General features: G+C 50.6%; 20 protein-coding genes and 2 pseudogenes. 13 read left to right on the top strand and 9 right to left on the bottom strand.

Going from position 1 to position 26,729, the window contains the following annotated elements:
- The first annotated feature begins 157 nt into the window (after positions 1 to 157).
- Together FD28_RS11325 and FD28_RS11330 are read left to right on the top strand one after the other, a co-directional pair.
- Positions 158 to 1,573, top strand: a complete 1,416-nt coding sequence (locus FD28_RS11325) for an MFS transporter (protein ID WP_057735155.1) — start codon at positions 158 to 160, stop codon at positions 1,571 to 1,573.
- Between the two features lie 153 nt (positions 1,574 to 1,726).
- Entirely contained in the window at positions 1,727 to 2,533 is an 807-nt protein-coding gene (locus FD28_RS11330) for a hypothetical protein (RefSeq protein WP_157059890.1), read from the top strand.
- 224 nt (positions 2,534 to 2,757) lie between these two features.
- Here FD28_RS11330 and tnpA read toward each other — a convergent pair.
- A pseudogene (tnpA, locus tag FD28_RS11335) lies at positions 2,758 to 3,182 on the bottom strand (IS200/IS605 family transposase).
- Positions 3,183 to 3,272: 90 nt separating this feature from the next.
- On the opposite strand from tnpA, the gene FD28_RS11340 reads away from it, so the two are divergent.
- Positions 3,273 to 4,427, top strand: coding sequence for an RNA-guided endonuclease TnpB family protein (locus FD28_RS11340; RefSeq protein ID WP_057735157.1), 1,155 nt, complete (start codon positions 3,273 to 3,275; stop codon positions 4,425 to 4,427).
- A gap of 620 nt (positions 4,428 to 5,047) precedes the next feature.
- Positions 5,048 to 6,766 carry a phosphoenolpyruvate carboxykinase (ATP) gene (locus FD28_RS11345; RefSeq protein WP_057735158.1) on the top strand — a complete coding sequence of 573 codons (1,719 nt, stop codon included), beginning with the start codon at positions 5,048 to 5,050 and terminating at the stop codon, positions 6,764 to 6,766.
- Between the two features lie 267 nt (positions 6,767 to 7,033).
- On the opposite strand, the gene FD28_RS11350 is transcribed toward FD28_RS11345, so the two are convergent.
- From FD28_RS11350 to FD28_RS11360, 3 genes are read right to left on the bottom strand one after another with little or no spacing between them, the layout of a single operon-like run.
- Positions 7,034 to 7,999, bottom strand: coding sequence for an electron transfer flavoprotein subunit alpha/FixB family protein (locus tag FD28_RS11350; RefSeq protein ID WP_057735159.1), 966 nt, complete (start codon positions 7,997 to 7,999; stop codon positions 7,034 to 7,036).
- Positions 8,000 to 8,012: 13 nt separating this feature from the next.
- Positions 8,013 to 8,807 (bottom strand): electron transfer flavoprotein subunit beta/FixA family protein, encoded by a 795-nt coding sequence (locus FD28_RS11355; protein WP_057735160.1) that lies wholly within the window; start codon positions 8,805 to 8,807, stop codon positions 8,013 to 8,015.
- Between the two features lie 11 nt (positions 8,808 to 8,818).
- Positions 8,819 to 9,940 (bottom strand): acyl-CoA dehydrogenase family protein, encoded by a 1,122-nt coding sequence (locus FD28_RS11360; protein WP_057735161.1) that lies wholly within the window; start codon positions 9,938 to 9,940, stop codon positions 8,819 to 8,821.
- Between the two features lie 213 nt (positions 9,941 to 10,153).
- Here FD28_RS11360 and FD28_RS11365 point away from each other — a divergent pair, with 213 nt between their 5' ends.
- The 8 genes and pseudogenes from FD28_RS11365 (at position 10,154) to FD28_RS11400 (ending at position 20,962) form a co-directional block, all read left to right on the top strand.
- Positions 10,154 to 11,185 carry an aldose epimerase family protein gene (locus FD28_RS11365; protein WP_057735162.1) on the top strand — a complete coding sequence of 344 codons (1,032 nt, stop codon included), beginning with the start codon at positions 10,154 to 10,156 and terminating at the stop codon, positions 11,183 to 11,185.
- Positions 11,186 to 11,917: 732 nt separating this feature from the next.
- A complete protein-coding gene (locus FD28_RS11370) occupies positions 11,918 to 13,651 on the top strand; it encodes a phospho-sugar mutase (protein ID WP_057735163.1) in 1,734 nt (577 codons plus the stop codon).
- 427 nt (positions 13,652 to 14,078) lie between these two features.
- Positions 14,079 to 14,321, top strand: coding sequence for a hypothetical protein (locus FD28_RS11375; protein WP_057735164.1), 243 nt, complete (start codon positions 14,079 to 14,081; stop codon positions 14,319 to 14,321).
- Positions 14,322 to 14,380: 59 nt separating this feature from the next.
- A pseudogene (locus FD28_RS11380) lies at positions 14,381 to 15,819 on the top strand (glycoside-pentoside-hexuronide (GPH):cation symporter).
- Between the two features lie 219 nt (positions 15,820 to 16,038).
- On the top strand, positions 16,039 to 17,208 hold the full coding sequence (locus FD28_RS11385; RefSeq protein WP_057735165.1) for a galactokinase: 1,170 nt from the start codon (positions 16,039 to 16,041) through the stop codon (positions 17,206 to 17,208).
- 251 nt (positions 17,209 to 17,459) lie between these two features.
- Entirely contained in the window at positions 17,460 to 18,464 is a 1,005-nt protein-coding gene (gene galE / locus FD28_RS11390) for a UDP-glucose 4-epimerase GalE (protein WP_057735166.1), read from the top strand.
- Entirely contained in the window at positions 18,464 to 19,927 is a 1,464-nt protein-coding gene (locus tag FD28_RS11395; RefSeq protein ID WP_057735167.1) for a UDP-glucose--hexose-1-phosphate uridylyltransferase, read from the top strand. Before galE ends, FD28_RS11395 begins: the two co-directional genes overlap by 1 nt.
- 15 nt (positions 19,928 to 19,942) lie before the next feature.
- Positions 19,943 to 20,962, top strand: a complete 1,020-nt coding sequence (locus FD28_RS11400; protein ID WP_157059899.1) for a LacI family DNA-binding transcriptional regulator — start codon at positions 19,943 to 19,945, stop codon at positions 20,960 to 20,962.
- A gap of 79 nt (positions 20,963 to 21,041) precedes the next feature.
- Here the strand turns inward: FD28_RS11400 and FD28_RS11405 are convergent, their stop codons facing one another.
- The gene (locus FD28_RS11405; RefSeq protein ID WP_057735168.1) at positions 21,042 to 21,932 is read right to left on the bottom strand and encodes a LysR family transcriptional regulator; all 891 of its coding nucleotides are present in this window, start codon (positions 21,930 to 21,932) and stop codon (positions 21,042 to 21,044) included.
- Positions 21,933 to 22,037: 105 nt separating this feature from the next.
- Between FD28_RS11405 and FD28_RS11410 the strand changes: the two genes are divergently transcribed.
- Complete coding sequence (locus FD28_RS11410; RefSeq protein WP_057735169.1) at positions 22,038 to 22,532, top strand: GNAT family N-acetyltransferase; 495 nt, start codon at positions 22,038 to 22,040, stop codon at positions 22,530 to 22,532.
- A 193-nt stretch (positions 22,533 to 22,725) separates the two neighbouring features.
- Here FD28_RS11410 and FD28_RS13095 read toward each other — a convergent pair whose 3' ends face one another.
- The 4 genes from FD28_RS13095 to FD28_RS11425 form a co-directional block, all read right to left on the bottom strand.
- On the bottom strand, positions 22,726 to 23,028 hold the full coding sequence (locus FD28_RS13095; RefSeq protein WP_083478184.1) for a type II toxin-antitoxin system YafQ family toxin: 303 nt from the start codon (positions 23,026 to 23,028) through the stop codon (positions 22,726 to 22,728).
- The gene (locus FD28_RS11415) at positions 23,018 to 23,296 is read right to left on the bottom strand and encodes a type II toxin-antitoxin system RelB/DinJ family antitoxin (RefSeq protein ID WP_057735170.1); all 279 of its coding nucleotides are present in this window, start codon (positions 23,294 to 23,296) and stop codon (positions 23,018 to 23,020) included. The genes FD28_RS13095 and FD28_RS11415 overlap by 11 nt, the downstream gene beginning before the upstream one ends.
- A 229-nt stretch (positions 23,297 to 23,525) precedes the next feature.
- Positions 23,526 to 25,475: a M13 family metallopeptidase gene (locus FD28_RS11420; protein ID WP_057735171.1), complete on the bottom strand. Its 1,950-nt coding sequence runs from the start codon at positions 25,473 to 25,475 to the stop codon at positions 23,526 to 23,528.
- A 203-nt stretch (positions 25,476 to 25,678) separates the two neighbouring features.
- Positions 25,679 to 26,173, bottom strand: a complete 495-nt coding sequence (locus tag FD28_RS11425) for a MarR family transcriptional regulator (RefSeq protein WP_057735172.1) — start codon at positions 26,171 to 26,173, stop codon at positions 25,679 to 25,681.
- Positions 26,174 to 26,729: the final 556 nt, after the last annotated feature.

Genomic DNA, 26,729 nt, shown 5'->3' on the forward strand with positions numbered 1-26,729 from the left:
CAGCCCTTAGTTAGTTTCATTGTACCAAAGATTAGGGGATAAGTAACTTGATTGCGTAGGGAGATAGCGGGTCACGTTGGTTTACAGTTGCGCGGAAAAGGACTAGGATAAAAGTCAGTTGATAATGTTTCTAAAGTAGGTATGAGGGAGGAATTACATGGCACAACCCATTGATTTACAGGGGCGTTCCTACAATCACTTGGCGTTTATCTGGACACTACTGGCGGGGACCTTTACGATGTCCATCAGTCAATCGTCACTATCTACGGCGTATCCGACGCTGATGCGGTACTTCGGGGTGCCGGCGTCGACGGTGCAGTGGTTGACGACCGGTTTTATGCTGGTGATGGTGGTGATGATGCCCGTCAGCCCCTGGCTGTTAAATAACATTCGCTTTCCGGTTCTATTTGTCAGTGTCTTAGCCTTATTCGATATCGGGACCTTTATTATTTACTTGGCCCCGAGCTTCGGTCTGATGATGTTGGGACGGGTGATGGAGGCCATGGCGGTCGGCATCATGTTTCCATCCTATCAAACGGTGATGCTGCGGATTACCCCGGAGAAACAGCGGGGCGGCGTCATGGGGATGGCCGGCCTCGTCATGGGGTCTGCGTTAGCCGTGGGACCGATTATTTCTGGAATTGTGCTCCGTTACACCACGTGGCAGGGATTATTCGTCGTCTTCATGGTCGTGATTACGATTGTTTTCTTAGTCGCGTTGAAGACCATTAAAGATGTGATGCCACAACACGAATCCCACCTAGATTACTGGTCCGTCATCAGTAGTGTGGGGTTCATTGGGATCCTGTACGTGGTCAACCAGATTGGCAAGGTTAACGTCAACTGGGGCTGGATGACCGGTTTACTGATTGTCAGCTTGTTGGCCGTCGCCTTCTTTGTTTGGCGGCAATTTCAGACCACGACCCCGTTGCTCGATTTGCGGGTGCTCAAGACGTTCAACTTTGACTTGGCGGTGTTATTGACGGGAACGTCTTACATTGCCTTGATTGTGGTGACGATTATTTTTCCACTCTATTACCAGGAAGTCCTGGGCATGTCACCATTTGCCTCAGGGATGGCGCTGGTTCCCGGCGCGGTGGTCCTGAGTTTACTCAATCCGTTGACCGGTAAATTGGCCGATCACATTGGGTTTAAGGCAACCATGCTGACGGGGATGTCGATGATTGTCTTGGGCTGGTTATGGTTGACGCTGGTATCCGGTCGGCAATCGTTAATCGCCATGATTCTGATCGCCACGTTGATTGAGGGGGGCAACGCCTTTGTCATGATGCCAGCGGTTACGCTGGGGGCCAACTCCCTGCCGGATCAGTTGATTTCCCACGGGACAGCGGTGATCACGACCGTCCGGCAGATTCTCGGCTCAACCGGGGTCGCCGTGGCCACTTTGATTTTGGCGATGGTAACGGCCAGCCATATCAAAGTCACGACACATCTGGCAGCCACGATGAGCGGGTACCACGCGGTGTTCTTAACCTTCTTGATTGTCGCCGTGGTGGGCTGGATCTTCGCCGCGATATTGCGTGACGGTCGGAAGACGAAGGCAGCGGCTTAAGCGTGATAAAATAAGTGTTATAAAGTCCATTCGTTAGCGCGGATGGGCTTTTTGTTAAAGGAAAACCTAATATTTTGACGACTGAATGGTTTATCCCTTTGTGGGGATTATAATAATAAAAATTAGTAAATGCAGGGGACAGGAAAAAAGTTGATGAGAAATCGAATGGTTTTGGGAACGATAGTAGTGCTGTCTTTAACGCTGGTGGCATGTGCTCGTGATTCTACCAATGAACAGCGAGGGGATATTGCCTTTGGTCAAATGGGGAAAACGGCGAGGACACAGGTTTGGTACATTGCCAAAAGTCAGAATGAGCCTAGTTTAAAGATGCCGTTGAAGTCGATCGTGATTACGCAAAATGGCAAGGCCACCGCCTTTCAGGTGCCCAGTTCGTTTACGTTAGGGGACGCAGCGCGGTTGTCCATTCAACAATTAAAACAAAAGGGAATGGCGCTTTCAAAACAAGCCTTCACCCACAAACGACAAGCCTTAATGACGGACACCAAAGAAAAATTGTCCGTGGAAAAAGAAAACTTAAAAAAGGATCAAAAGGCGACAGTTGTTAGTTTTGCGGCAGTGAAATCCGATAGGCGAATTGTGGCTGGCTATCAGGGCTTGCGGTCGCGTATTGAAAATGCGAAGTTTAAGCAGCCAAGGCCACTGCCATTTTCGGTGGATTTAGAGAAAAAGAACGGTCATGTCACCCAAGAAATGCTGAACGTTGACACCTATGACTTTGAGAAGTCATATCGCGATACCAGTAGTCAATCGGTCAACTATCGAAGAATAAGCCATCAGGTCTTTGCATCCCCCTATACGGGTATCTCCGCCAAGTCAGTGAAATTGGGGAACCACTATTTTGGTTACTACCGACATGCTGGTCGTCACCCGGCGTATGCACTGACCAAAGTCGTTAGCCAGAAGGCGAATGTCAAGTTTGATGCAGCGTCGATCAAATGATTGCTAAAGATTAGTTGGTTTTTTGGCTAACTAATGACTGAAAGTTTTAAAGTACCAGGTATGCCTATTCTAGCAATACCGGTCGGCCTGAAATTGGACAACCTAGTGGTCCCTTCGCCTTACCGGGTGGCCCAAATAAACTGGAACGCGGCGGGCGGACGCTCAGAGCCAAGTCTATAGGTGGCGTCAGTTGAGAGAACTCGGTATTGCAATGCCGAGATGAATCAACGTCTTGGACGACCACCATTGTATTGATCTAACTGTGAATCAATGTACTGTGTCACAATTTCTTTTGAAACATTACCTAAGGTGCTCATGAAAAAACTGGGCGACCACAAGTGCCCCCCCCCCACAGTTGCCGTTTCGTTTCAGGGAATTGCTTAAACTATTGCTTGGCTGACCCACCTTTGAAGGCTTTTACAATTGAAGAGGGCGCGTATTTAGGCGCAAAACTAACAATCATGTACACGTGGTCAGGCATAACTTCTAAGCTAAAAATTTCAATGGCATGTCGGCTGGCAATTTCACTGAGAATATTTTTCAAGGCCGAACACTTTTCAGGGGACGTAAAGACCGGTTTACGGTACTTTGTCACCCAAACCAAGTGAAAGCTAAAATCATAGACGTTAGTTCGTTCATATTTAATCATATGTGTATCCTTTTATAAGTTATTTTGTAAGTGACTACGAGACGTATAGCATAACATCTGTGATATGCTCTTTGTAAAGAAGGTGAACGGATGGTTCTGAAAGGTATTAAGCTGCGAATTTACCCCAGTCTGGCGCAACAGTTAAAGATCAACCTTAATTTTGGCTATAATCGCTTCGTTTGGAATCAAATGCTAAACATGCTGCGTAAACGCTACGAAAACAATCCCCAGGCACCATTTCTGAACGTTTATGCTCTTAATAGTTTGCTGCCAGCGTTAAAGCGGGAATACCCATGGTTAAAGGAAGCGGAGAGTACTAGTCTACAATCGACGTGTCATGACCTAGTAGCCGCTTTTCAAAAGTTCTTTAAGGAAACTAATACCGGTTTTCCTAAATTTAAGTCGCGTAAATTTCCTAAGCAAAGCTACAACGTTAAGTGCTCCGGGACCAGCTTAGCCATCAAAAACAATCGCATTATTAGAATTCCTAAGGTTGGTCTGATGCCCTTTAGAACGGGTAGGAAGATTACCGGTCAGCTCAAAAATGCGACCATCAAACTTTCAACAACCGGCAAATATTACGCGGTACTGTTAGTTGAAACCGAAATCAGTCCGTTAGCTAAAAATGGTCAAACAGTGGGCATTGATTTAGGTGTGGCCGATTTGATGATCACTAGTGATGGGCAAAAACAACCGACAATTCGTTTTGACAAGCTTCTTGCCAAGAAGAAACACTACTGGGAAAAACGCTTAGCGCGTCGTCGACGTCAGGCACAAAAAGAAATTGCCTGGGATCATCACAATCAATTTTCTGAACCCCGCGAATTGTCTGATTTTAAAAATTATCAGAAGGCGAAACGGATGGTCGCTAAGTACAGCGAAAAGATCGCTAACCAACGTCAGAATTACCTGCATCAGTTAACGATCCAACTCGTCAAACAATATGATGTGATTAAAATTGAAGATTTGAAAACCAAGAATCTTCTCAAAAATCATCAACTTGCTCGGGCCATTGCGAACCAGTCTTGGCGTGAAATTCGTCGTCAACTGACCTATAAATGCCCCTGGTATGGGAAGCAACTAGTGATTGTAAACCCACGGAAAACTAGTCAACTTTGTGCAAGCTGTGGCTTTGACGATGGCAAGCATGAACTGTCCATTCGTAAATGGACTTGTCCCAATTGTGGAACAAACCACGATAGGGACGTTAACGCCGCTAAGAATATTTTGGCCGCAACTACTTAAATATCAAACTGCCTTGGACTGGAACAGTCCTTAGTTGATAGCCGTAACCGCTACGTGACACCCCATAAGTGTCATGCAAGTCAGCGGTGTTCCTAGAAGCTCGTTACTTTAGTGACGGGTAGTTCACCTTCATATCCAAGAACTTCCTTTCAAAATTCACATGATCATGGTGGTTGCAGCGCCTTACCGAGTGGCCCAAATAAACCGGAACGCGGCGGGCGGACGCCCAGAGCCAAAGGGCGGTCTCTGAGCTTGCCGTTGAACCTCCAAAACCGAGTTTCAACGACACCAGTGCTCTAAGCGGCCAAAGTCGCCACTAAGAGCATTCCCGCGGCTGAGTTTATTTGGGCCACCCTCACGGCTCACATCGGTTGGTGCATTTTCAATAGGGGTTGTCCGCGTGGTGTCTTAAATAATCATCTGTATCAACTAGTCTGGTCATAATGAACGGCACGCTTCAGGTCCACGACAACCCGGATTATAAATAAATTGATAGCGCTTACGTCTTTTATGGTAAGTCAGCTTTGGGACAAATGCTATTAATATCTTGCAAAGTCGCTTCCTTCTGACCCGCTTTTAGGCTAGAATTACTCTTAAGACATTATGAAAGGGGCTTCACCATGCAGACACCAGCAGCAATTGATTTGGCTTCATTTTACGCAAATCCCGACCGGAACGTTGCGGTTTTGGACTACAATTCACGCTTTATTACCAGCATTTTTGACCTCGTTAACAGTGACGAACTCGCCGATTTTGTGCGCCTGTTCCTGGACGAACAACGGGACCGGACGCCGGAAGTCGCTGACGCATCGACCACCTTTAACCTGGTGACACCACAGGTTTACTTGGCCACCATCAAGGCCATTTTGACGGATCAGCCGGATGCTTTTGCCCAGTATCAAAAATCAGAAATTCTGGCCAGCATCGAAGACCTCTATTCCTACTACCGGACGTACTTGCGGGTTGCGACGATGACCATCAAGCAAAACGATGTGGTCGCCAGTGAATTTATGACGATTGATCAACGGTTTAACGACTTAGTGATTCGTCTGTACCGGACGATTGAAGAAAAATTACAGGGGCACGCCAACCACGTTTATCGTCAAGTGAGCGCCGGTTCCAGCGCCTGCATGTTGCTCCAGGAATTGAACTGGCAGATGCCCGCCGGTTATGAAAAGCTGAAGGACATTCGGTTCATTGACCGGTTGATGTTACGGCCACCAATGATGCTGCACACCAAGAGTAACAAGCGGAAGGGTACCTTTACGGCGACCCAGGTCAACCCCATCACGAACTTCAAGGGCACCGAGGACGATTTCTTCTGTTACCCAGCCATGATTGGGGAAAGCTTGGCTTACATCTACTTCCACCGCGACTACATGGCTTCCGGGTTGGCCTTGGCTAACCTGTTCCAGCTCGCCGATGCGAAGCAGGTGGCAGATCACAAGCCGGATTTGGTGCTCTTGTTTGGGACACCGGGTGTGGCAACGGATACCGATGCCGAAAACGGCCATTATTTCTACGATCAGGCCAACGACATCTACGTCGGTCAGGTGCCTTACAACGACCAGACCACGTACTTTGGCTACATGAAGAAGATGTGCCTGACGCTTCACAACCTGCACATGATCGCGCAGAAACGCCTGCCAATTCACGGGTCAATGATGAAGATTACCTTTGCAAATGGTCAAACCAAGACTGTCGTCTTCTTCGGGGACTCCGGTGCCGGTAAGTCTGAATCCATCGAGGCTCTGCAACAGGTCGCCGATGACCAGATTGTCAGCATGGAAACCATCTTTGACGACATGGGTAGCTTCACGTTACAAGGCAAGGAACTCTACGCGCAAGGGACTGAAACCGGGGCGTTCGTCCGCCTCGATGACCTGAGTAGCGAAGTTGCCTTTAACAACATGGACCGGGGGATCTATATGAACCCCGAACAAAAGAATGCACGGGTCATCATCCCGGCCAACACCTGGCCACGGATTGTCATGCACCATCACATTGACATGTGGGTCTACGCCAATAACTATGACGATGCCGTGGGGGTTCACCGGTTTACGGATCAGGAAACGGCCAAAGCCACCTTTATCGCCGGCAAGCGTAAGGCACTGGGCACCACGGATGAAGTGGGGATGAGCACGACGTTCTTTGCCAATCCTTTTGGTCCCGTTCAGGAACAAGCGGCGACGCAACCGATCATCGATGCCGTCTTTGACCGTCTGTTCACGGATGACGTGTATGTCGGTGAGATCTACACCCACCTGGGTAACGACAAGTCACAGGACAAGCTCAACGAGTCGGCCCGGCAATTGCTGGCTGAACTGTTGGCATTGTAGGGATAGCGAAAAATAATCGTTATACTATTACTAACGAAAAAAATACCGAAACAGTCTCATTTGTTTGGCTAAAAGATAAATTTATTTTGATAATAGCAGAAGAAATCCCGTTCACTAACGATGTTAATCGGTTAGTGGACGGGATTTTTTGTGTAATTGAAGGCTGAAAGGACAAGAATCATTACCGGAGCTTAGATGGCATGGCTAGTCGTCTAAACTAATCACCTGTGGCTGTCAGAAGCCGTTTCCATCTAAGCACAATAGGTCTTAAACAAACTGTGCCAATAAGGCCGACATGAAGGCCTGAGCATCCCCAACGTAGCCGTAATCAGCGACGTCGAAGATGGGGGCATCCTTGTCTGAGTTCACGGCGACAATGGTCTGGGAATCTTGCATCCCAACCAAGAATTGGACGGCGCCGCTGACCCCGAAAGTGAGGATCAATTCGGGATGAATGGTGTTTCCACTCTGGCCAATCTGATCATCGTGGTTGAAGCGTTCTTGGTCGGTCAATGGCCGAGAGACACCAATCCGACCGCCGAATTTTTCGGCGAGTTGAGTGGCGGTGTCGATGGTGGCTGCGCTGGCCGCACCGCGTCCTAGGGCGACGACCCGGCTAGCATCACCCACTGTGGTGGCGGTGTTGACGACTGGTGTTGCGGCCTTTACCTGTAGGCGGTCAACGGGGTGGAAGGTGATGGTGTCGGTGGTGACGGTCGCCGCACCTTCAGCGGTATTTGCAACGAACGTGTTAGGCCGGACCGTGGCCATTTGGGGCCGATGGTCGGGGCAGATAATTTCACACATGATGTTGTCCCCGTAAGAGGGTTTGGTAGCGACTAGGGTGTCGTCATCGAAACGCAGATCCAGACAGTCGGCGGTCAATCCCGTCCGTAACTTGGCTTGCAGCCGTGGGGCGATGGATCTTCCAGTGATCGTGGCGCCAAATAAGATCGAATTGGGCTGGTATTTGGTCACCAACTGTTCTAGGGCATCGGCGTGTTCGGCGTCCGTGGCCGTGGGGAAACGGTCATCCCGGACCACGCGAATCTCGTCGGGACCGTAAGCCTTTAATTCATCTTCTAGGTGATCGTTGGTCGCTTCGAGTAGAATGACGACAGTCTTGAAATGGTCACCAGCTAAGCCCTTGGCCTTGGTGATTAACTGTTGCGTGGTGGGTTCAATGTGGTCTAAGCGGCGTTCCGCAATGACCCATAATTCTGGTTTTGACATGGCAGATTCCTCCTTAGATTAATTGACGGCCTTTCAGGGCCTTGATCAGTTGACTAGCGGCTTCACTGGGCGTTCCCGTCAGTGGGGTTAATTCCCGCTTAACGGGTTCTGGCGCGTAGACCTTGGTAACGATGGTCGGTGAGCCAGCTTGGCCCAGACGAGTGTCATCGAGATCGAGGTCGTCATGATGCCAAACGGTCAGGGGCTTGTCAAAGCTGAGTTGGATGTTGCGGGGGGTGGGGTAACGAGGCGTATTTAACTCGCTTCGCACACTGACCACGGCAGGCAGTTGGGCGACCAACGTTTGCTTGGTGTCTTCCAATAGCCGTTCTGCCGTGACCTCATTCTTGCCGCTTAGACGCAGACTGGCCGCGTAGGTAATCTGTGGTTGGTGGAGGAATTCGGCGACAATCGGGCCGACTTGGCCGGTGTCGGCGTCAACGGCTTGGCGACCAAATAAAATCAGGTCGGCATCGCCAATCTTCTTCAGGGCTTGCGCAATCACATAACCCGTGGCCAAGGTGTCGGCCCCCGCAAAAGCTCGGTCGGACAGCAGATAGCCGGCATCGGCGCCCATGGCCATCCCTTCGCGGAGGGACTCGGCGTAATCATCGGGGCCCATGGTAAGGAGGGCGACTTGAACATCGTCGTCCGCGGTGTCCTTTAAGTGTAGGGCAAGTTCAATAGCATTCTTATCAAAGGGATTCATCACACCAGCCAGACCACGCCGGTCCAGGTTGTGCGTGACTGGGTCAATGGTGACATCGTTGGTTTCGGGAACTTGTTTGAGACATACGACAATTTTCATGGGAAGACCTCCTATTTCTTAAATTCGGCGGTGGCAATGGCGGACCGCATCTTTTCCACGGTTCCTTCGGCAATTTCCATGGCGCGAGCATCACGGATCAGATGTTCTACCGGGTATTCACGACTGTAACCGTAGCCGGCCAGGATCTGTAAGGTGTCATCGCCGGCGCTGACGGCAGCGCGTGAGCCGTGGGCCTTGGCCATGGCGGCTTCCTCACTGTAAGGTTGGCCAGTGGCTTTAAGCTTGGCGGCATTTTGGTAGAGGAGACGTGTGGTTTCCTTGCGCATGGCAATGTCGGCCACTTTACGGTGGGTGACCTGAAGTGCCGTTAATGGTGTATCACCGGCCTTACGTTCCTTAGCGTAGTCGGTGGCGATCTTCAACTCGTGTTCCATGATGCCCGTTAGAACGGCACCCATGAGAACCCGGGCATCGTCGTGGGCGGAATCCCCAATTTTACCGCCGTCACCCAGCTTTCCCAGCAGGTGATCGTCGTCAACGATGATGTGATCCATCACAATTTCACCAACCGGTGTCCCTCGCAGACCGATGAAGTCTTCACGCTTTCCGAATGAGAAACCTGGCATGTCTTGATCGACCACGAAGACGGAAAGCTCTTGGGGCGCCGTCTTGACGAGAACGCAGTAGACTTGCGCTAAGCCACCGTTGGTAATCATGATCTTATCGCCGGTGATGACCCAGTGGTCGCCCTCACGCGTCGCCGTCGAACTGATACCCATGGGGTTGGAGCCACCGGAGGCTTCGGTCATGGAGAAGGCAAAGATCCGGTCATTTGCGGACGGTAAGAGTTGCTTTTGCAGGGCGGGAGTCCCGAATTTTAGGATCTGATCGATGGTCTTAAAGTGACCTTCGAGCGTGACCGCCGTGCTGGCGTTACCGCGGGCGATGTGGTTGAGGGCCTTTGCCGTGGCCTCGGGACCGAAGCCGGCACCACCAAATTCCTGGGGTAGCATGATGCCGAGAAAACCCGTATTCGTTAACTTTTGGATAAAACCGGCTGGAAAGTCACCCGCGGCATCCATGGGCATATCCTGGGGACTAATCTCCCGCGCGGTATAGTCGTCAACCATTTGGAGTAGCAGCTTTTCAGCGGCAGCAGTTGTAGATGGCATAAATAGTTCCTCCTTATCAAGCGTTTTAATTGTGTAAAAGTGCACGATTCGAAGTAAGTATAGAGAATAATCAAATGATAAGTCCAGTAAAAGTATCATTTATTTTAGGAATAAATGATTGTGGGTAATCACAAATTTAGCTATAAAAAAATTGGTACTGACCAGCTGGTTATTATACAATGAAACCGGATTCTAAATTGGAGGAAAGCAATCATGGAAATTACACAAGAAGTTGCTGGAACTATCGCAGGACAGTCCGTCACCAAGTACCTGTTAACTAATCAACAAGGAACGCGAGTCAGTGTCTTGACCTGGGGCGCAACCCTGCAAGAATTTAGTGTCGTAGAGGGCGATCGGCGCCAACAATTAGTGGTCGGCGAGTCCGATATCACCGCCTATGATCACAACGGCTATTGCCTGTGCCAAGCCTTGGGCCGGGTCGCTGGCCGCATTGCCGGCGCCCAGTTTGATCTCGATGGTCAGACGGTTCACCTGGAAGCCAATGAGGGCAAGAATGCCATTCACGGGGGCCCGCATGGTTTTAGAAACGTGAACTGGTCCGGCGAAACCAAGAAGACGGCTGACACGGCTAGCGTGGTGTTGACGCACACCGTGACGCCCGCCGAGGATCGCTATCCCGGGACGTTAACCACCAGCATCACGTACACCCTAACGGCCGAAAATCGGTTAGAAATCAGCTTTACGGGGACGAGTGATGCCGACACGCTATTTAACCCAACCATTCACACGTACTTTAACGTGACCGATGACCAGCACAGCATCGACAAACAGTGGCTGTTGCTGAGCGGCAATCAGCGACTGGAACTCAAGGGAGACAAGACGCCCAGCGGCAAGAAGTTGCCAACGGCCGGCACGGGGTACGACTTCAGTCAGCCACGAACCATCGCGGATGGGTTGGCACAACTCAAAAAAGATGGGGCAGTTGAATACGATGACGCCTTTGTAGTCAAGCCAAGTGCCACCACGCCGATTGCCGCCATTGGGGATGCTGCGGGTCACCGTCGAGTTGCGGTATACTCCGATCGTGACGGCTTGGTCGTCTTCACGGCAAACCCAACGGATGCCAAACGCGCAGAGGTCCGGGACTACAATGCGTTGGCCTTGGAGGCCCAAGCGTTGCCGGATGCCATTCACCACGATGACTTCGGCGACATCGTTCTCCCGGCCAACCACCCCGTCACCCACACCATCGCCTACCAATACTTGGCAGACAACCAGGACTAAGCCAAGGATTAGATAAGCGCCTTCGACGGTCAGGGATTGGGGAACGGTACGAGCCATAAAGCGGTCTCGCACCTCGCGTTGGAGCCTCGTCAAGTTCAACGAGTCTCCAAGCGTGTCCGGTGAAGTAACCTGGCCTAAGACGCCAGCTAACTTCACCCTCACGGCTGGCTCCATCCCTGACCGTCTGCGGCAACGCGGTGAGGCCTCTACTGTTGGTTTAGGTTGAAAACTACGATAGGGTGCCTGTTTCAAGATTGGATTCGGCTTATTTCAGCCATTTGGTTTGTAGTCATGAAAATAGCCGTGAAACGGTGGGCTGACCATTAAAGAAGCCCTTAAGTTTAGCTAACACCTGAGTTAAACTTCGGCCTGACTGGTATAAACTTTGCGGCGTTGCTGGTATAGTAGTGATGTTGATTCTATAATTTCGGTCACACATCGGGGAGTGGATTAAATGATGTGCTGACTGACGATGGTGTCTGGGTTAACGCTAGGTTAGCCGTGAGGGCAGTGTCAATCAGCTCAGCCGTGGGAATTATCCAAGTGGCCAGCCACTTGGGTAATTGGTGACTTTGAAACTCGGTCTGTGAGGTTCGAAGTCAAGCCCGGAGACCGCTCTTTGGCTCCGGGCGTCCGCCCACAGCGTCACGGCTGATTGACACTGCCCGGCAAGGCGACACAAAGCACAATTCCATCCAGACAAAAACGTTAAGTGAAAAAGGAGAGGTTTAGATGAGTTGGCAAGATAATTATCGAGTTTGGCAACAACAACCCACAATGATTCCTTACATCAAGCGGGAATTAGACGCGATTGCGGATGATCCCGAGGCATTGGAAGCCGCTTTTAGTGGTCCCATGAGCTTTGGGACGGCCGGTATGCGTGGCGTGATGGGCCCCGGAATTGGCCAAATGAACGTATACACCGTCCGGCAGGCAACCGAGGGGGTGGCCCGTTACTTGGACACCCTGGATGAGGCCACCAAGCAACGCGGGGTCGCCATCAGTTTTGACTCCCGGTATCATTCAACGGAATTCGCCCACGAGGCGGCTCACGTTTTGGGTGCCCACCACATTCCCAGCTTTGTTTTTGATGATCTACGGCCTACACCGGAACTGTCCTTTGCCGTGCGGCATTTACATACGGCCATGGGGATCATGATTACCGCGAGCCACAACCCGAAGCAGTACAACGGTTATAAGATCTATGGGCCGGATGGTGGCCAGATGCCGCCTAAGGCTTCCGACATGATTACCGACTTTGTGCGGTCAGCCAAGGATGTCTTTGACATCAAGGTAGCTGATGAACAACAGTTGCGGGCCGATAAGACGCTCCAGATCATTGGTGAAAATGTGGATCAGCCTTACCTGCAAAATGTCGAGAGCGTGACGATTAACCACGACTTGGTCAAGTCCGTGGGAAAGACCATGAAGCTCATTTACACCCCACTTCACGGCACAGGGAAGGTCATCGGTGAACGGGCTTTGCGTGGCGCTGGTTTTGAAAACTTCACCATGGTACCAGAACAGGCCATCGCCGATCCCGAATTTCCAACCGTGCCGTTCCCTAACCCCGAGTTTGCGCAGGCCTTTGATATGGCGATTGCGCTGGGTAAAAAGGAGGGCGCCGACCTGTTAGTGGCCACCGATCCCGATGCGGATCGGTTGGGCGCTGCCGTTCGGCAACCCAACGGTGATTACCAACTGTTGACCGGGAACCAGATTGCCTCGATTCTGTTGGCCTACATCCTGAAGGCACGCAAGGCAGCGGGACAGTTACCTGCCAACTCGCGGGTCGTCAAGTCCATCGTGTCAACCGAATTGGCCACGAAGATCGCTGCGGCTTACGGTGTAGAGATGAAGAACGTTCTGACGGGCTTCAAGTTTATCGCCGAACAGATTCACCAATACGAGACCACGAATGATCATACCTTCTTGTTTGGCTTTGAGGAAAGCTATGGTTACCTGATCAAGCCGTTCGTGCGGGACAAGGATGCCATTCAGTCGACGGTGCTGTTGGCCGAAGTCGCCGCCGATTACAAACAACGCGGCATGACTCTGTACGATGGGATCGAGGAACTCTACGCGACCTACGGCTACTTTGCCGAAAAGACCACGTTTGAAGAATTCGCCGGTGTCAATGGCGCGGCACAAATGGCCCACCTGATGAGCGAATTCAGAGAAAACGCCCCGAAGTCCTTTGGCGAGAGTGCGATCGAAACGGTCGAAGACTTCTCAACGAGCACCAAGACCGCAGCCGATGGCACGACCAGCAAGATTGATTTGCCACAGTCCAACGTCTTGAAGTACTGGTTGAGCGATGGCACCTGGATCTGCATCCGGCCTTCTGGGACCGAACCCAAGGTCAAGTTCTACGTGGGGACCAGTGCCCCAACCGACGCCGCCGCACAACAGCGGTTAGCCGGGTACGAAACGGCTTTGAAACAGTACGTGGACGCCGTGAAGTAAATTTGAACGAAAAGATAACTGACAACAGCTAGGCAACTCTTCAGGTGAAGAGCCGCCTAGCTGTTTTTTTGGTGTCGGAACTGGCCCGTTCAGGACAACCGGTTGTTGGGACGGCTTTTGGCGTGGTGACTTGCTTTCAATAAGTTCATGAGCGGCTAAGACTTTTCATCAGGTGGGAGCTGGCTAGGACCAATTTACTTATTCCTTTACTAAAAAAATTGAAATAAAAAAACAACCGGTTGCAATTGCATGCAACCGCCAAACAGCGCTTTAAATCGTAACTTTTTCACAATGGAAACGGTTGCATTTAAGCTGAGATCATCCTAGAATAATGACCGTAAACCGCTTACATTTTAGTTAAAAGTGAATCGCAACTTTTTTACTAATTCCGTAGGTATCTATTTTGAAAAACTAGAGGTGTGTCAAGATGGCTAAGAATGACAAGATTACGTTGAATCCGGAGAAATTTGCTGCGGCTGTTTTGGGTGGTAACACGCAATATCCAGATGAGGAAAATAAGCTGTATATCAAGCGACAGTTGACGCTTTACCTGGAAGCCACGTTACTCGCACAGGACTTTAACAAGCTGGAAGAAACCCGGTTTGATATGGCCAAAGCGCAACAACGGGAGGATGTTCTGTCGAAGATCATTGAACACCGGTATCACTAGATTAGTGTCACCGTTGTGACTTAGAAATTAGTCTCTCGTTGAAAGGTGTGGAATGAACCTTGATTAAGCAATATCTCTCATATGCACTAGGGGCGTTTGGACACGATGCCTTCTACGCAACACTTAATACTTATTTTGCTATCTTCGTAACCAGTGCCTTGTTCGTGGGGAAGGGTGCCGCTGCTGAGGCCGGCATCGTCACCACGATGGTTGTGGTGATTCGGTTAATTGAAATTGCTTTCGACCCCATGATTGGTGGGATGGTTGATAACACCGATACCAAGATGGGGAAGTTCAAACCTTGGTTGCTGGCCGGGGCCATCGTCAGTTCTATCGGACTGATTCTCATGTTCTCTAGTCTGTTTGGCCTAGCCGACTCCAATACCTCGATCTACTTCCTGGTCTTCGGGATCGTCTTCGTCATTATGGATATTTTCTACTCATTCAAAGACATTTCGTTCTGGTCCATGTTGCCAGCCTTGAGTGTGGACACCAAGGTTCGTAACCGGTTCGGGACGGTTGGTCGTTTTGGATCGACCTTGGGCTCCCAAGGGGTCATCATCGTGATTATGCCACTGGTCATCTACTTTTCTCAGAAGTTCTCGGGCACGCACGGTGATACGCAGACCCGTGCCGGCTGGTTGGGCTTTGCCATTGTCATTGGCCTGGTGTCACTGTTAGGGGCCTTGGCCACCTTCTTTGGAACGAAGGAAACCAAGAGCTTGATTCGTCAAAATACGGAACGGACGCGTTTCCGCGATGTCTTCAAGGTGATTGGTGAAAACGACCAGTTGATGTGGTTAGGCCTCTCCTACCTGTTGTTTGCCTTGAGCTACGTCGTCACGAACTCACTGTTGATCTACTACTTCCGTTACGTCATTGGTAATTCGAATGCTTATAGTGTTATCGGGGGTGTGACAGCCATCCTGGGAATTATCTCCGTGCCACTGTTCCCAATCATTGTTTCCAAGATCACGCGACGTGGGGTTTACGTCGGCGGTATCTGCATGATGTTAGTCGGTTACCTGCTGTTCAACTTCGCGGGTGACAGTGCCATCATGATGTACATTGCGGATGCGATCTTCTTCTTCCCATACCCGATGATCTTCCTGGCGGCCTTGATGACCATTACCGACAGTGTGGAATATGGGCAGTGGAAGAATGGGACGCGGAATGAATCTGTGACCTTGTCCGTTCGGCCCTTGATTGATAAATTAGCCGGGGCCTTCTCAACGGGGATTGTGGTTATCGCCGCCGTCCAAGCTGGGATGACCGGTAACGCTAAGCCGAGTGATATTACGGCTCACGGGATGTTCATCTTCCATTCCTTCATTTTCTACATGCCATGATCTTACTGGTGGTATCAGCCTTGATCTACCAGTTCAAGGTCACCTTATCCGAAAAGAAGCATGCGGAAATCGTGAAGAAGTTGGAAAAGAGAATTAAGACTGAAAATGCTGAAAAAGCGGCTGATACGAAAGCCGAATTGGACAACTAGTTAGGATTACAGAGAACCTCAGAACAAGTGTCTGAGGTTTTTCTGTAGAACCACGTTGGCAAGGCGTACGGGCTCCGTGCTTGATGGGCCAGTGCCAAGCCAGGCGTGGTGAATATCAGAAAAAAGAAAGCGCTTTAAAAGTTAATTGACAATGTTGTCAAAAGCGACTATGATAATCGTAGTAAAACTTTACTAAAATTTATTAAGGGGTTAATGACCATGGATTTTGCCAGCTTAGCAACGGAATATCAAGAAAAATTTGACGTCGCACCGCAACGGGTTTTCTTCTCTCCCGGCCGGATCAATCTGATCGGTGAATACACGGACTTCAATGGTGGGCACGTCTTCCCAGCGGCCATCAGTATGGGGAGTTACGCCGCATACTCAAGTCGCGATGATCGGCAGTTTCGGGTTTATTCAGCCAACGTTCCCGATGCCGGGATGCTGACGTTCTCACTGGACGACTTGGCCTTCAACAAGGCTGACAACTGGGCCAACTATCTCAAAGGGATGTTGTTCGAGCTGGCAAAGCAGAACTTAACCATTGACCATGGTTTTGATCTCTTCGTTCACGGGAACTTGCCAGATGCTTCGGGGTTATCTTCATCGGCTTCTATGGAAATGCTGATGGGAGAAATCCTCCACGCCGCTTATGGCATGAAACTGGATGAAGTCGAAATGGTTAAGGTCGGCCAACAGGTTGAAAATGACTACTTCGGGCTAAACACCGGGATCATGGACCAATTCGCCATTGGCATGGGGAAGAAAGACCAGGCCATTCTATTGGATACCAACACCATGGCCTATGAATATGCCCCACTAGATTTGGGCGATAACGTGGTGGTCATTATGAACACCAAGAAGCGCCGTGAGTTGACCGATTCCAAGTACAACGAACGTCGGGCCCAATGCGAAGAAGCCCTTCGTCGCTTGCAAACAAAGCTAGATATCAAGACGTTGGGTGACCTGGACGAAGACCAATTTGATCAAAATGCTTACTTGATCAATGACGAGACCTTGATCAAGCGTGCCCGTCACGCCGTCTTCGAAAATCAACGGACCTTGAAGGCCTTTAAGGCTTTGCAAGACAACGATTTGACAACCTTTGGCCACTTAATCAACGCCTCCCACATTTCCCTGAACTATGACTTTGCCGTAACGGGGAAGGAACTGGATACGTTGGTTGAAACGGCTTGGCAACAGCCTGGCGTCTTGGGTGCTCGGATGACGGGGGCCGGTTTCGGTGGCTGTGCGATTGCCATCGTTAAGAAGGCCAACGTCAAGGATTTTGAAGCCAAGGTGGGCAAGGTCTACGAAGACACGATTGGTCACAAGGCGGAGTTCTACGTTGCCGAAATTGCCGATGGCCCTAAGGAATTGCACAAGTAATTTGGCAGCTAGTCGGTCGTTTTGGTAAAATTTAGTCGGATAGCCGTGAGTTCGGTTCCGGTGGTATTACCGGTGTGAAACGGCTGAATTGCAAAGTAAATTTGTTTAAAATAGATAGATGACAAGAACTTCTGATCAACGTCGAACGTCATTCGGAGACTAGAGCAGACAACGGAGAGTGTGTGCCAGTTAGTCACGGTAAATGGCTGAGACGTTGACCCTGAAGCGACATAATTGAGGAGGAATTGCGCATGACAGTTTTAGTCTTAGGTGGTGCCGGTTACATCGGTTCTCACGCCGTCGATCGTTTGGTAGAAAAGGGTTACGATGTCGCCGTTGTTGATAATTTGGTGACGGGGCACCGGGCAGCCGTTAACCCCAAGGCGCGTTTCTATGAAGGAGACGTGCGTGACCAAGCGTTCCTGAACCGTGTCTTTGATCAGGAAGATATTGAAGGTGTGATGCATTTCGCCGCATTCTCCATTGTTCCCGAATCCATGGAAAAGCCATTGAAGTACTTTGACAACAATACGACGGGGATGGTCTCACTGCTAGAAGTGATGAACCAACACAACGTCAAGCGGATTATCTTCTCCTCGACGGCGGCCACTTATGGTGAACCTAAGCAGATTCCCATCAAGGAAACGGACCCGCAAATTCCAACCAATCCGTATGGTGAAAGCAAGCTCATGATGGAAAAGATCATGCGGTGGGCCGACGAAGCCTATGGCATCAAATTCATCGCGCTGCGGTACTTCAACGTGGCCGGTGCTAAGGAAGACGGGAGCATTGGTGAAGACCACCATCCCGAAACCCACTTGATTCCGATCATTTTGCAGGTCGCTGCGGGCGAACGCAAGGAGCTGTCAATCTTTGGTGGGGACTACCCAACCAAGGATGGGACTAACGTGCGAGACTACGTCCAGGTTGTGGACTTGGTTGATGCCCACATCCTGGCTCTGGAATATTTGAAGGCGGGCCACGATAGCGATGCCTTTAACCTCGGTTCTTCGACTGGCTTCTCCAACAAGGAAATGTTGGAAGCCGCTCGCAAGGTTACCGGCAAGGAAATTCCTGCCAAGATGGCACCACGGCGGGCCGGTGATCCTAGCACGTTGATTGCGGCCAGTGATAAGGCACGTAAAGTCTTGAATTGGCAACCACAATTTGACAACGTTGAGGATATCATTCGCACGGCTTGGAACTGGAAGCAAAAGCATCCGGCTGGCTACGATGATCAGAATGAGGCGAAGTAATGGCACAAGACACAATTCAAACGTTTATTGACGCTGTTGTCAGCTCACCAGCACCATATACCGAATTGGATCGGCAGTACGTGACCAACCGGATCTTTGCCTTGATTGGCGATGGCACGGCCCAGGCGGCCACGAGTAGCGATCCGATTGACTTGGTTGCTGCAATGGTCGAGACGGCCGTTGCGAACCAAAAGATTGCGGATTCGCCTAGTCCTCGGGAAATCTTGGAATCACAACTCATGGATTTCATGACACCACTGCCATCAGCCGTTAACCGGGGATTCTGGGATCGTTATCAGAAGAGCCCGAGTGCGGCAACGGACTGGTTCTATCAGCTCAGTAAGGCTAACAATTATATTAAAACGCGTAACATTGCCCGTAACGTGGTCTTTCCTGCCAAGACGGCCGCTGGTGAGTTAGAGATTACCATCAACCTGTCTAAGCCAGAAAAGGACCCGAAGGCGATTGCGGCAGCGCAAACGCAAAAACAGGTGAGTTATCCACTAGACCAGCTCTGCATGACCAACGAAGGGTATCTGGGCCGTTTGGGCTATCCCGCTCGCAGCAATCACCGCATTATTCGGATGATGCTGGGCGGCGAAACCTGGGGCTTCCAGTACTCGCCTTACGCTTACTTTGCGGAACACGCGATCTTCCTGGCAAAGATTCACCGGCCAATGGTGATCAACCAGCACACGTTTACCAACCTGTTGGAGATTGTTCGGCAGTTGCCAACGTACTTTGTGGGCAGTAATGCCGATCTGCCTATCGTGGGCGGTTCCATGTTGACGCACGATCATTATCAGGGGGGCAAACACACCTTCCCTATGATGAAGGCACCCCTGGACCGTCAGATTGACTTGGGGATTGCCGGTGTTTCCGCGGGAATCGTGCAGTGGCCGATGACGGATATTCGCCTGCGCGGCACGCAGCCGGAACCCTTGATTACGGCAGCCACCAAGATTTTGAAGAGTTGGATTGCTTATTCCGACGAAAGTGTTGACGTCCGGGCCTACACGGGCGAAACGCGGCATCACACGATTACGCCAATTGCTTACCGTGATGGAGCAGATTATGTGTTAGACTTAGTCTTGCGGGATAATCAGACGTCGGCACAGTATCCAGATGGCATTTTCCATCCGCACCAGGACGTGCAACACATCAAGCGAGAAAACATCGGCTTGATTGAGGTCATGGGGCGTGCGATCTTGCCGGCCCGGCTGAAGTCAGAGATGGCTGAAGTCAGCAAGTACCTGTTAGATCAGCCGAACCAGATTGCACCTATGCATCGGGCATGGGCCGATCAGCTGAAACAACAGCAGACCGTGACCGCCGCCAATGTGACGGCCATCGTCCACCAGGCGATTGGGGATACCTTTGCTCGGGTGCTGGCTGATGCCGGCGTCTTTAAGCGGGATGCCCAGGGTCAGGCGGCTTTGGATCGGTTCATCGCGCAACTCTAACATTGTCAGGAGATGATGGTGATCGCAGCCACCTTAAAAGATATTGCGAATGCAGTGGGGGTCTCACTAGCCACCGTGTCACGGGTGTTAAACTATGATCGGACGTTGTCGGTGAGCGAATCCACTAGAAAACAAATATTCGAGGTCGCTGAGAACTTGAATTACACCAAGTCTAAGCGCCGCGCGAATGCACCGGTGAAGCAATTACGGGTTGCCATCGTTCAGTGGTACTCGAAGTCTAAGGAATTAGATGACCTGTATTACATGGCGATTCGACTGGGGTTGGAGAAGCGTTGTGAGCAGCTGAATATGCTGGCCACGCGGACGTTTCAAAATAACCTGCAGGCGATTGATCCCGATGTAGATGCCGTGATTGCCATTGGTAAGTTCAGCGACGCCCAGGTGACCACGTTGTCACACCTGACGGGCAATCTCGTCTTTGTGGATCAGGATCAGCTGGCCCACGGCTACGATAGTGTTGTGACGGATTTTGATGTGGCCGTACAGCAGGTCGTCGACTTCTTCTGGCAACACGAGCAGCGTGAGATTGGTCTGATCTGTGGGAGTGAATCGACGACGGATGATCAACTCGCGGTGATTGATCCGCGTTACACGGCTTATTGCCAGGAGATGCAGGCGCGTGATGCCTTTGATCCGAAACTGGTCTTTACGGGTGATTACACCGCGGAGTCCGGGTATGAACAGATGCAGGCCGCGGTGACGCGGTTGGGGAAGAATTTGCCCCACGCTTTCTTCGTGACCAACGACCCGATGGCCGCTGGGGCACTGAAGGCCTTGCGCGAGAATGAAATCGCGGTCCCACAACGGGTCAGCCTATTTAGCTTCAATGACACCACGATTGCCAAGTACGTGTTCCCCGAACTGAGTAGCGTCCACGTGGATACGGAGATGCTGGGTGCGGAGGCAGCCGATCTGGTTGCTGATCGCTTGCAGTCGGGTCGCAGTACGCCACAGCGGGTGACAATTGGGACGCGGCTTGTGGAACGTGAGAGCACATTGCCACCACTTAAATAAGATTTGCTAAGAAAATGAACAGCACTTAAAAAACGACGCCTTCGGAATTTTGAAATTCTGAAGGCGCCGTTTTGTTATGTCATTGCGCTACCGAGACGTGGTTCTGCCACCGTGCTTGAACCAAGTTAACGAAGGCCTGGATCAGGGGTTGGCTGGTCGTGTTCTTCCGGGTCAGGAGGTGGGCGTGGATCTCGTTAGCAATGGGCGTGGTGACCGCCCGCAGCTGCCCCTGCTGCAACGCGGACTGAACGGTCATCGTCGGGAGATAGGAGAAGCCTACGTGACTGATTACCATCTGCTTGATGGCCTCGATGCTCCACAGTTCCATGGGTTGGAGCCGCTGGTGGGCGGTTTGCCAAAGGTAATGTTCAAACTGATTGCGGTAGCTACAGTCGGGTTCGTTGATGATCCAGGGGAGGGTGTCGGTCGTGGTGAGCGTATCAAAGGTGGCGGTAGTCTCGGGGCTGGTGACACAGGTCATCGGAATCGGTCCCAAGTCATGGTCGACCAGGGCTGTGGACGTTAGTGCCGGCCACAGCATAAACGCCAGGTCAGTCTCACCGGTCGTCAGCTGTTGTCGGTTGACCCGGCAGGTGGCGTTGGTGATCTGTAGCTGAACGGCCGGGTAGGCTTGACGAAATGCCGCCAAGATTGGGGGTAATTTGTAGATGGTCAGGGATTCTGGCGCGGCGATTCGGAGGGTTCCGGCTATGGGAGAATCGCTGGCTAAGTGCTGGATGGCCTGATAGTCGGTGAGCAGGTTCTCCGTCAATGGGAGAAGTCGTTTGCCCGTTGCGGTCAGCGTCAGTTGACGGTGTTCATAGATGAAGAGTGGGGCGGTTAGTTCCTGTTCGAGGTGCTTCATCTGGTTGGAGACCGCTGATTGGGTGTAGCCCAGTAACGTTGCGGCTTGCGTAAAGCTTCCGGTGTCAGCGATGGTCCGGAAGGTCATGAGTTGGCGGATATCCATAAAACGCCTCCATTTCAAAAATTGATGGTTGTTAGTTATTTTATTCATTTCTCAAATGCAAATGGTCATGCTAACCTTAGGCTATAAGAGGGGAGCTGTCAAACATTGGAAATTAAACCTTACACGGAAAGCCCACAAACGGTAGCTGAATTGGTGGATCTCATCATGTTTTGCCAGAATACCGAGGCACATTTGGGGATTAAGATGGCGGAACAGGCGGATGTTTTTGATATTCAGCGACACTACCAACAGACGGGGGGCAACTTCTGGTTGGCGTGGGATAAGGGCCACGTGGTCGGCTGTATCGGCCTATTGCGGGTTGATTCGCAGGTCGGAGTGCTCAAAAAGTTCTTTACCTATCCGCCATATCGTGGTCAGCCGCACCGCTTGGGACAACGTTTATTTACCACGTTTATGGCGTATGCCAAGGCTGAAACGGCTTTGACGGAAATCGTGTTGGATACGCCGGCTGCGGAAACGCGATCGCATTATTTTTACGAAAAGAATGGGTTTCAGCAGATTTCCCGGCAGGCGCTGCCAGTGGCCTATGCGTTCCCGGATCGGCAGTCGTTGATTTATGCGCAGGGGATTGTGAGATAGTCGAAACCGCTGTGAAAATAGTTAAAGCTAAGACCAGGAAAAAGCCAAGTTTAAGAAAAGCAATGTGCGAATGTGAATATTAGTTTTGTCGTCGTTGCTAAACTATCGAGTGTTCCCCAAAAAGGCAGGTCGTCATTAATCTCTCTTGAAGATTAACAACGACCTGTCTTTTGTCATGCCATTGCGAGTTTTACTATTGGTCTAAGATTTCATGAGAACCGGTGGACACTAATAATAAGGTTAGCGTGTCGTGTTCCAGACGGTAAATAACAATCCAATTATCATAGTTTTTACTGTAATTTCCGTAGCGTGCAGGATGAAATTCGCGGTAGCCTTTCCAATTTCCTGATAATGCGTGATCTTTAAGGCGTTTTAAAATAGGTGTGTCATTTTCAACAAGCGCTTTTAAACACGGTTTTAATACAGAGATTGGGAAATGTTTTTTTGCTAATTTCTTTAATTGACGCTCAAATGACGGCGTTTGTTTAATTTTCATCAATTTTGTTGATCCAATCATCAAAGTCAGTTAATGAACCAATAGTCTTGACCTGGCCATTTTCGGCTTCTTTTTTTGCCGCAGCTGCATCTGGAGAATCCAAAAAACTGACCAGACGAACTTCATTGTTAGCGGCTTTTACCAAAGATAATCGAATATATTCAGAAATAGTCAGCCCTTGTTTTGCTAGGTTAAGTTTGGCACGTGCGCTAATCTCAGATGTAACGCGTGTCGACACAGTTTTATTTTTGGTAACGTTGCTACTCATCTCACTGGCCCCCTAATGTTTACCATCGTATGACATTATTGTAATTCTCTCCTTTGTTTTCTGCAACTAAAAAGCCTCAAGCCGTCAGAGTAAATAATTATATTCCTAACAAGCGAGCACATACACGGTAATGGTTTGGTTCAATAAAAGCGACTAAAATTTCTCAACTTGTGGGAAACTTTAGTCGCTTTCTTAAACAATTGTATGCTGATTTTTAACGATTAACGCATTACCAGATCTTCACCCGGTCCGCCGGTGCCAGGTACATCGCATCTTCAGGTTGCACGTTGAAGGTGCTGTAGAAGTCAGCCAGGTTCTTGAGTTGCACGTTGGCCCGGAGCTTGGCGGGCGCGTGAACGTCAATCGATAGCAAGAGTTGCATGTATTCCTTGGTGGCCTTCATCCGCCAGACGTTGCCCCAGTTGATGAAGAAGGCACGCAGGTCGACATCGTCTTCAGACTTGGCAGCCTCAAGCGCACAGCTCAGGCCACCGGCATCGGCGATGTTTTCGGAAACGGTCAGCTTCCCATTGACCTTCTGACCGGCAAATGGAATCCCATCGAATTCGTTCACCATGGCCTTGGCCAGGTCTTGGAAGTGTGCCAGGTCGGCATCCGTCCACCAGTTGTTCAGGTTCCCAAATTCATCGAACTGGGCCCCGTTGTTGTCAAAGGCGTGGGAAATTTCGTGGGCAATCACGGCCCCAATTCCCCCGTAGTTGGCACTGCTGGATTGTTCCAGGCTGTAGAATGGCTTTTGCAGGATGGCGGCAGGGAAGACGATCTCGTTGTTGGTTGGTGAGTAGTAGGCATTGACGGTGTTGGCGCTCATTTCCCACTTGTCACGGTCGACGGGCTTGCCCCAGTGGCCGAAGTGATCGGCAAGCACAATTTCGCTGAAGCCCTGCAGGTTATCAAAGAGAGACTGGTTTGGGTCCACGTGGAACTTACTGTAGATCGGGTCGATCTTGTCGGGATAACCGACCTTGATGGTTAATTTCTGTAACTTAACGACGGCTTTTTCACGCGTAGACTGACTGAGCCAGTCGTTCGTCTTGAGCCGGTTTTGGTAAACGTTGGCCATCTTGACGACCATATCGTGGACGTCCTTCTTGGCCGTTTCCCCAAAGTATTTGTGACCGTAGTAATCGCCGACAACCTGAGAGAAGGTCCCCATGGCCAGGTAGTAAGCGGCCTTTTCTTGGGAACGCGCTTCCTTCTTACCGGAAAGGGCCCGACTGTAGGTTCCCCCGACTTGACGGTATTCCTCGGTGAGGAGACCCGTTGCGTCAAAGGCGGTGTTGACCAGCATCCAGCTCTTGATGGCTTCGAAATTGGCGGGTGTGATGATCTCGTCAACGGCGTCAAAGAACTTCGGTTGTGGCAAGATGACCGTTTCCGGCGTGTCGTGGAGCAGGTCGGTAATCGCGCCAGTCAAATCAAGCGCGCTGACCTTGGCGTCCACGTCCGCTAACTTCCGTGGATTGTAGATCTTCACGTAGTCGGCAGCTTCCTCGGAGGACTTTACGTGAGGGGCAATCTGCGCATCGAAGGCCTTGGCCTGTTCCACAATGGTCGCGGCCTTATCGCTGTCATAACCCAACATTTCCAATAACTTTGTGGCCGTCTGGGTAAAGATCGGCATGAGTTGTTTGGCAGCCGGATTGTCCTTGCTGTAGTAGGTCTTGTCGGGCAAGAAGAGGTCGGGTGCGTCCACGTACAGGGCGTAGCGACTGGTATCCTTCATGTCGGGTTCGACACCGACACCGACGGGAACCGGCAAGCCCAGGCGATGCCAGTCGGCCAAGTGATCACTGAGATCATCTAAGTCCTTGAGGGCCTCAATCTTAGCCAACCACGGTTTGAGTGGGGCAGTGCCAGCTTGTTCCCGTTGCGCAAAGTCACTGGTCATGCCATAGAGCTTTTTGAACTCGGCCATTTCCGGATTAGCCGGGGTCAATTTGCCCGCTAAGAGATCACTGAAATCGTGCATTAACGTGTGTTCAATGTTGTCGGCCAGGTCCATGAAGCCCCCAGTTGACGCGTGGTCACCGGGGATGGTGGCCTGTGCAGCCCACTTGCCGTTGACGGCCTCGTAGAAGTCTTGGGTCAGCAAGGACTCGTCAACTGGAAAGTCGGCAGCGGATGGGGCATCAGAAGCAAAATGATTAATACGCATAGGAAATCCTCCTTGAAAAATAGTCGTTAGTGACAGGTTAACCCTTTTGCAGATAAAAGGGAATTTTTTTATCATAGTTCTCTCATAATGCCGTGCTAATACCAGAATAACGGGGGTTGAACCCTTCGGCCCAGCCCCCGTTATTTCCCTGGAATTTAGCCGCCAGCCAGATGTGGCTAGCGGTTGGTCAAGCGCTAGGCAAACTATTCGGCGTTGCGCTTGGCATTGAGGATGGGCCGCTGAAACTTCGGTCGAGTCCGATCCCAAACTGCAATGTTTTGTTGGTACTGGGTGAAGAAGTCGGTGATGCTGGCTGAAGTCAGACTCGTTGGAATCTGGTTCCAGGTCTCAGCACTCTGCAGAAAAGCCTGGTGGATGTCGTGTTCTACGGTGGTCCCCTTGTCAGTCAGTCGTAGATACTTTACCCGTCGATCGTCCATCTTGGCTTCTTGTTCAACGAATCCGTCCAGCAACAGTGCCCGTAGTTTCCGGGCAGCCGCTGAGCGGGTTGTCCGGGTAGAATCGGCCAATTCACTGAGTGTAATGTTGCGCTGCTCGTGAATCTGTTTCAACAATAGATATTGTTCAAAACTGACCGAGTACTGTCCGGTAATTTGCTCTGCGGCATTGATCAACACCCGAAAAATCTCACGATACTGCCGTAGGAAATTTTCAAATACTCTTTCTTCGTTTTGCATAATAACTCCCCCTTGAAAACGAATCTAGCCGGTTTAGCAAATATTTACGAGTATAATGACCGCCGATATTCACTACCTCAGCATACCGTTATTATGCCGCCTGATTGCTGGGGATAAAAATGATTACCCTTAGAGAGGAAGGGTTAGGGCAATTCAGTTTGTTATCTGGTTTAGGGTATGCGCGACCAACCCCCTGAAAAGGTCGCTTCGATTGTGGGAGAACATCATATTGTGGAAAATGACCGCCTTACCGTTCGCCAAATTTGTGCTGGAACGCGGTGGGCAGGACGGTCAGAGCCTGAGGAGCGGTCTCTGACCTCGCTTTGAACCGACGGACCACGTTTCAAAGTCGCCATTTTCCAAGTTAAACCACTTGGAAAATCCCACAGCTGAGCTCAAATTTAGCTCACTCACGGCTACGCAACATGTTGAACTGTACGGAAGATCAGTGCTGACACTTTAGTGATGTTCAGGCCTGTACAGAGGTTAACAACTATCAAAACCGGAGGAGGCCAGAGATGGAGGCAGCCGTGACGACGGTGTTAGCCGATGGTCT

The organism is Levilactobacillus hammesii DSM 16381, assembly GCF_001434395.1.
In the GTDB taxonomy this organism is placed as follows: Bacteria; Bacillota; Bacilli; order Lactobacillales; family Lactobacillaceae; genus Levilactobacillus; species Levilactobacillus hammesii.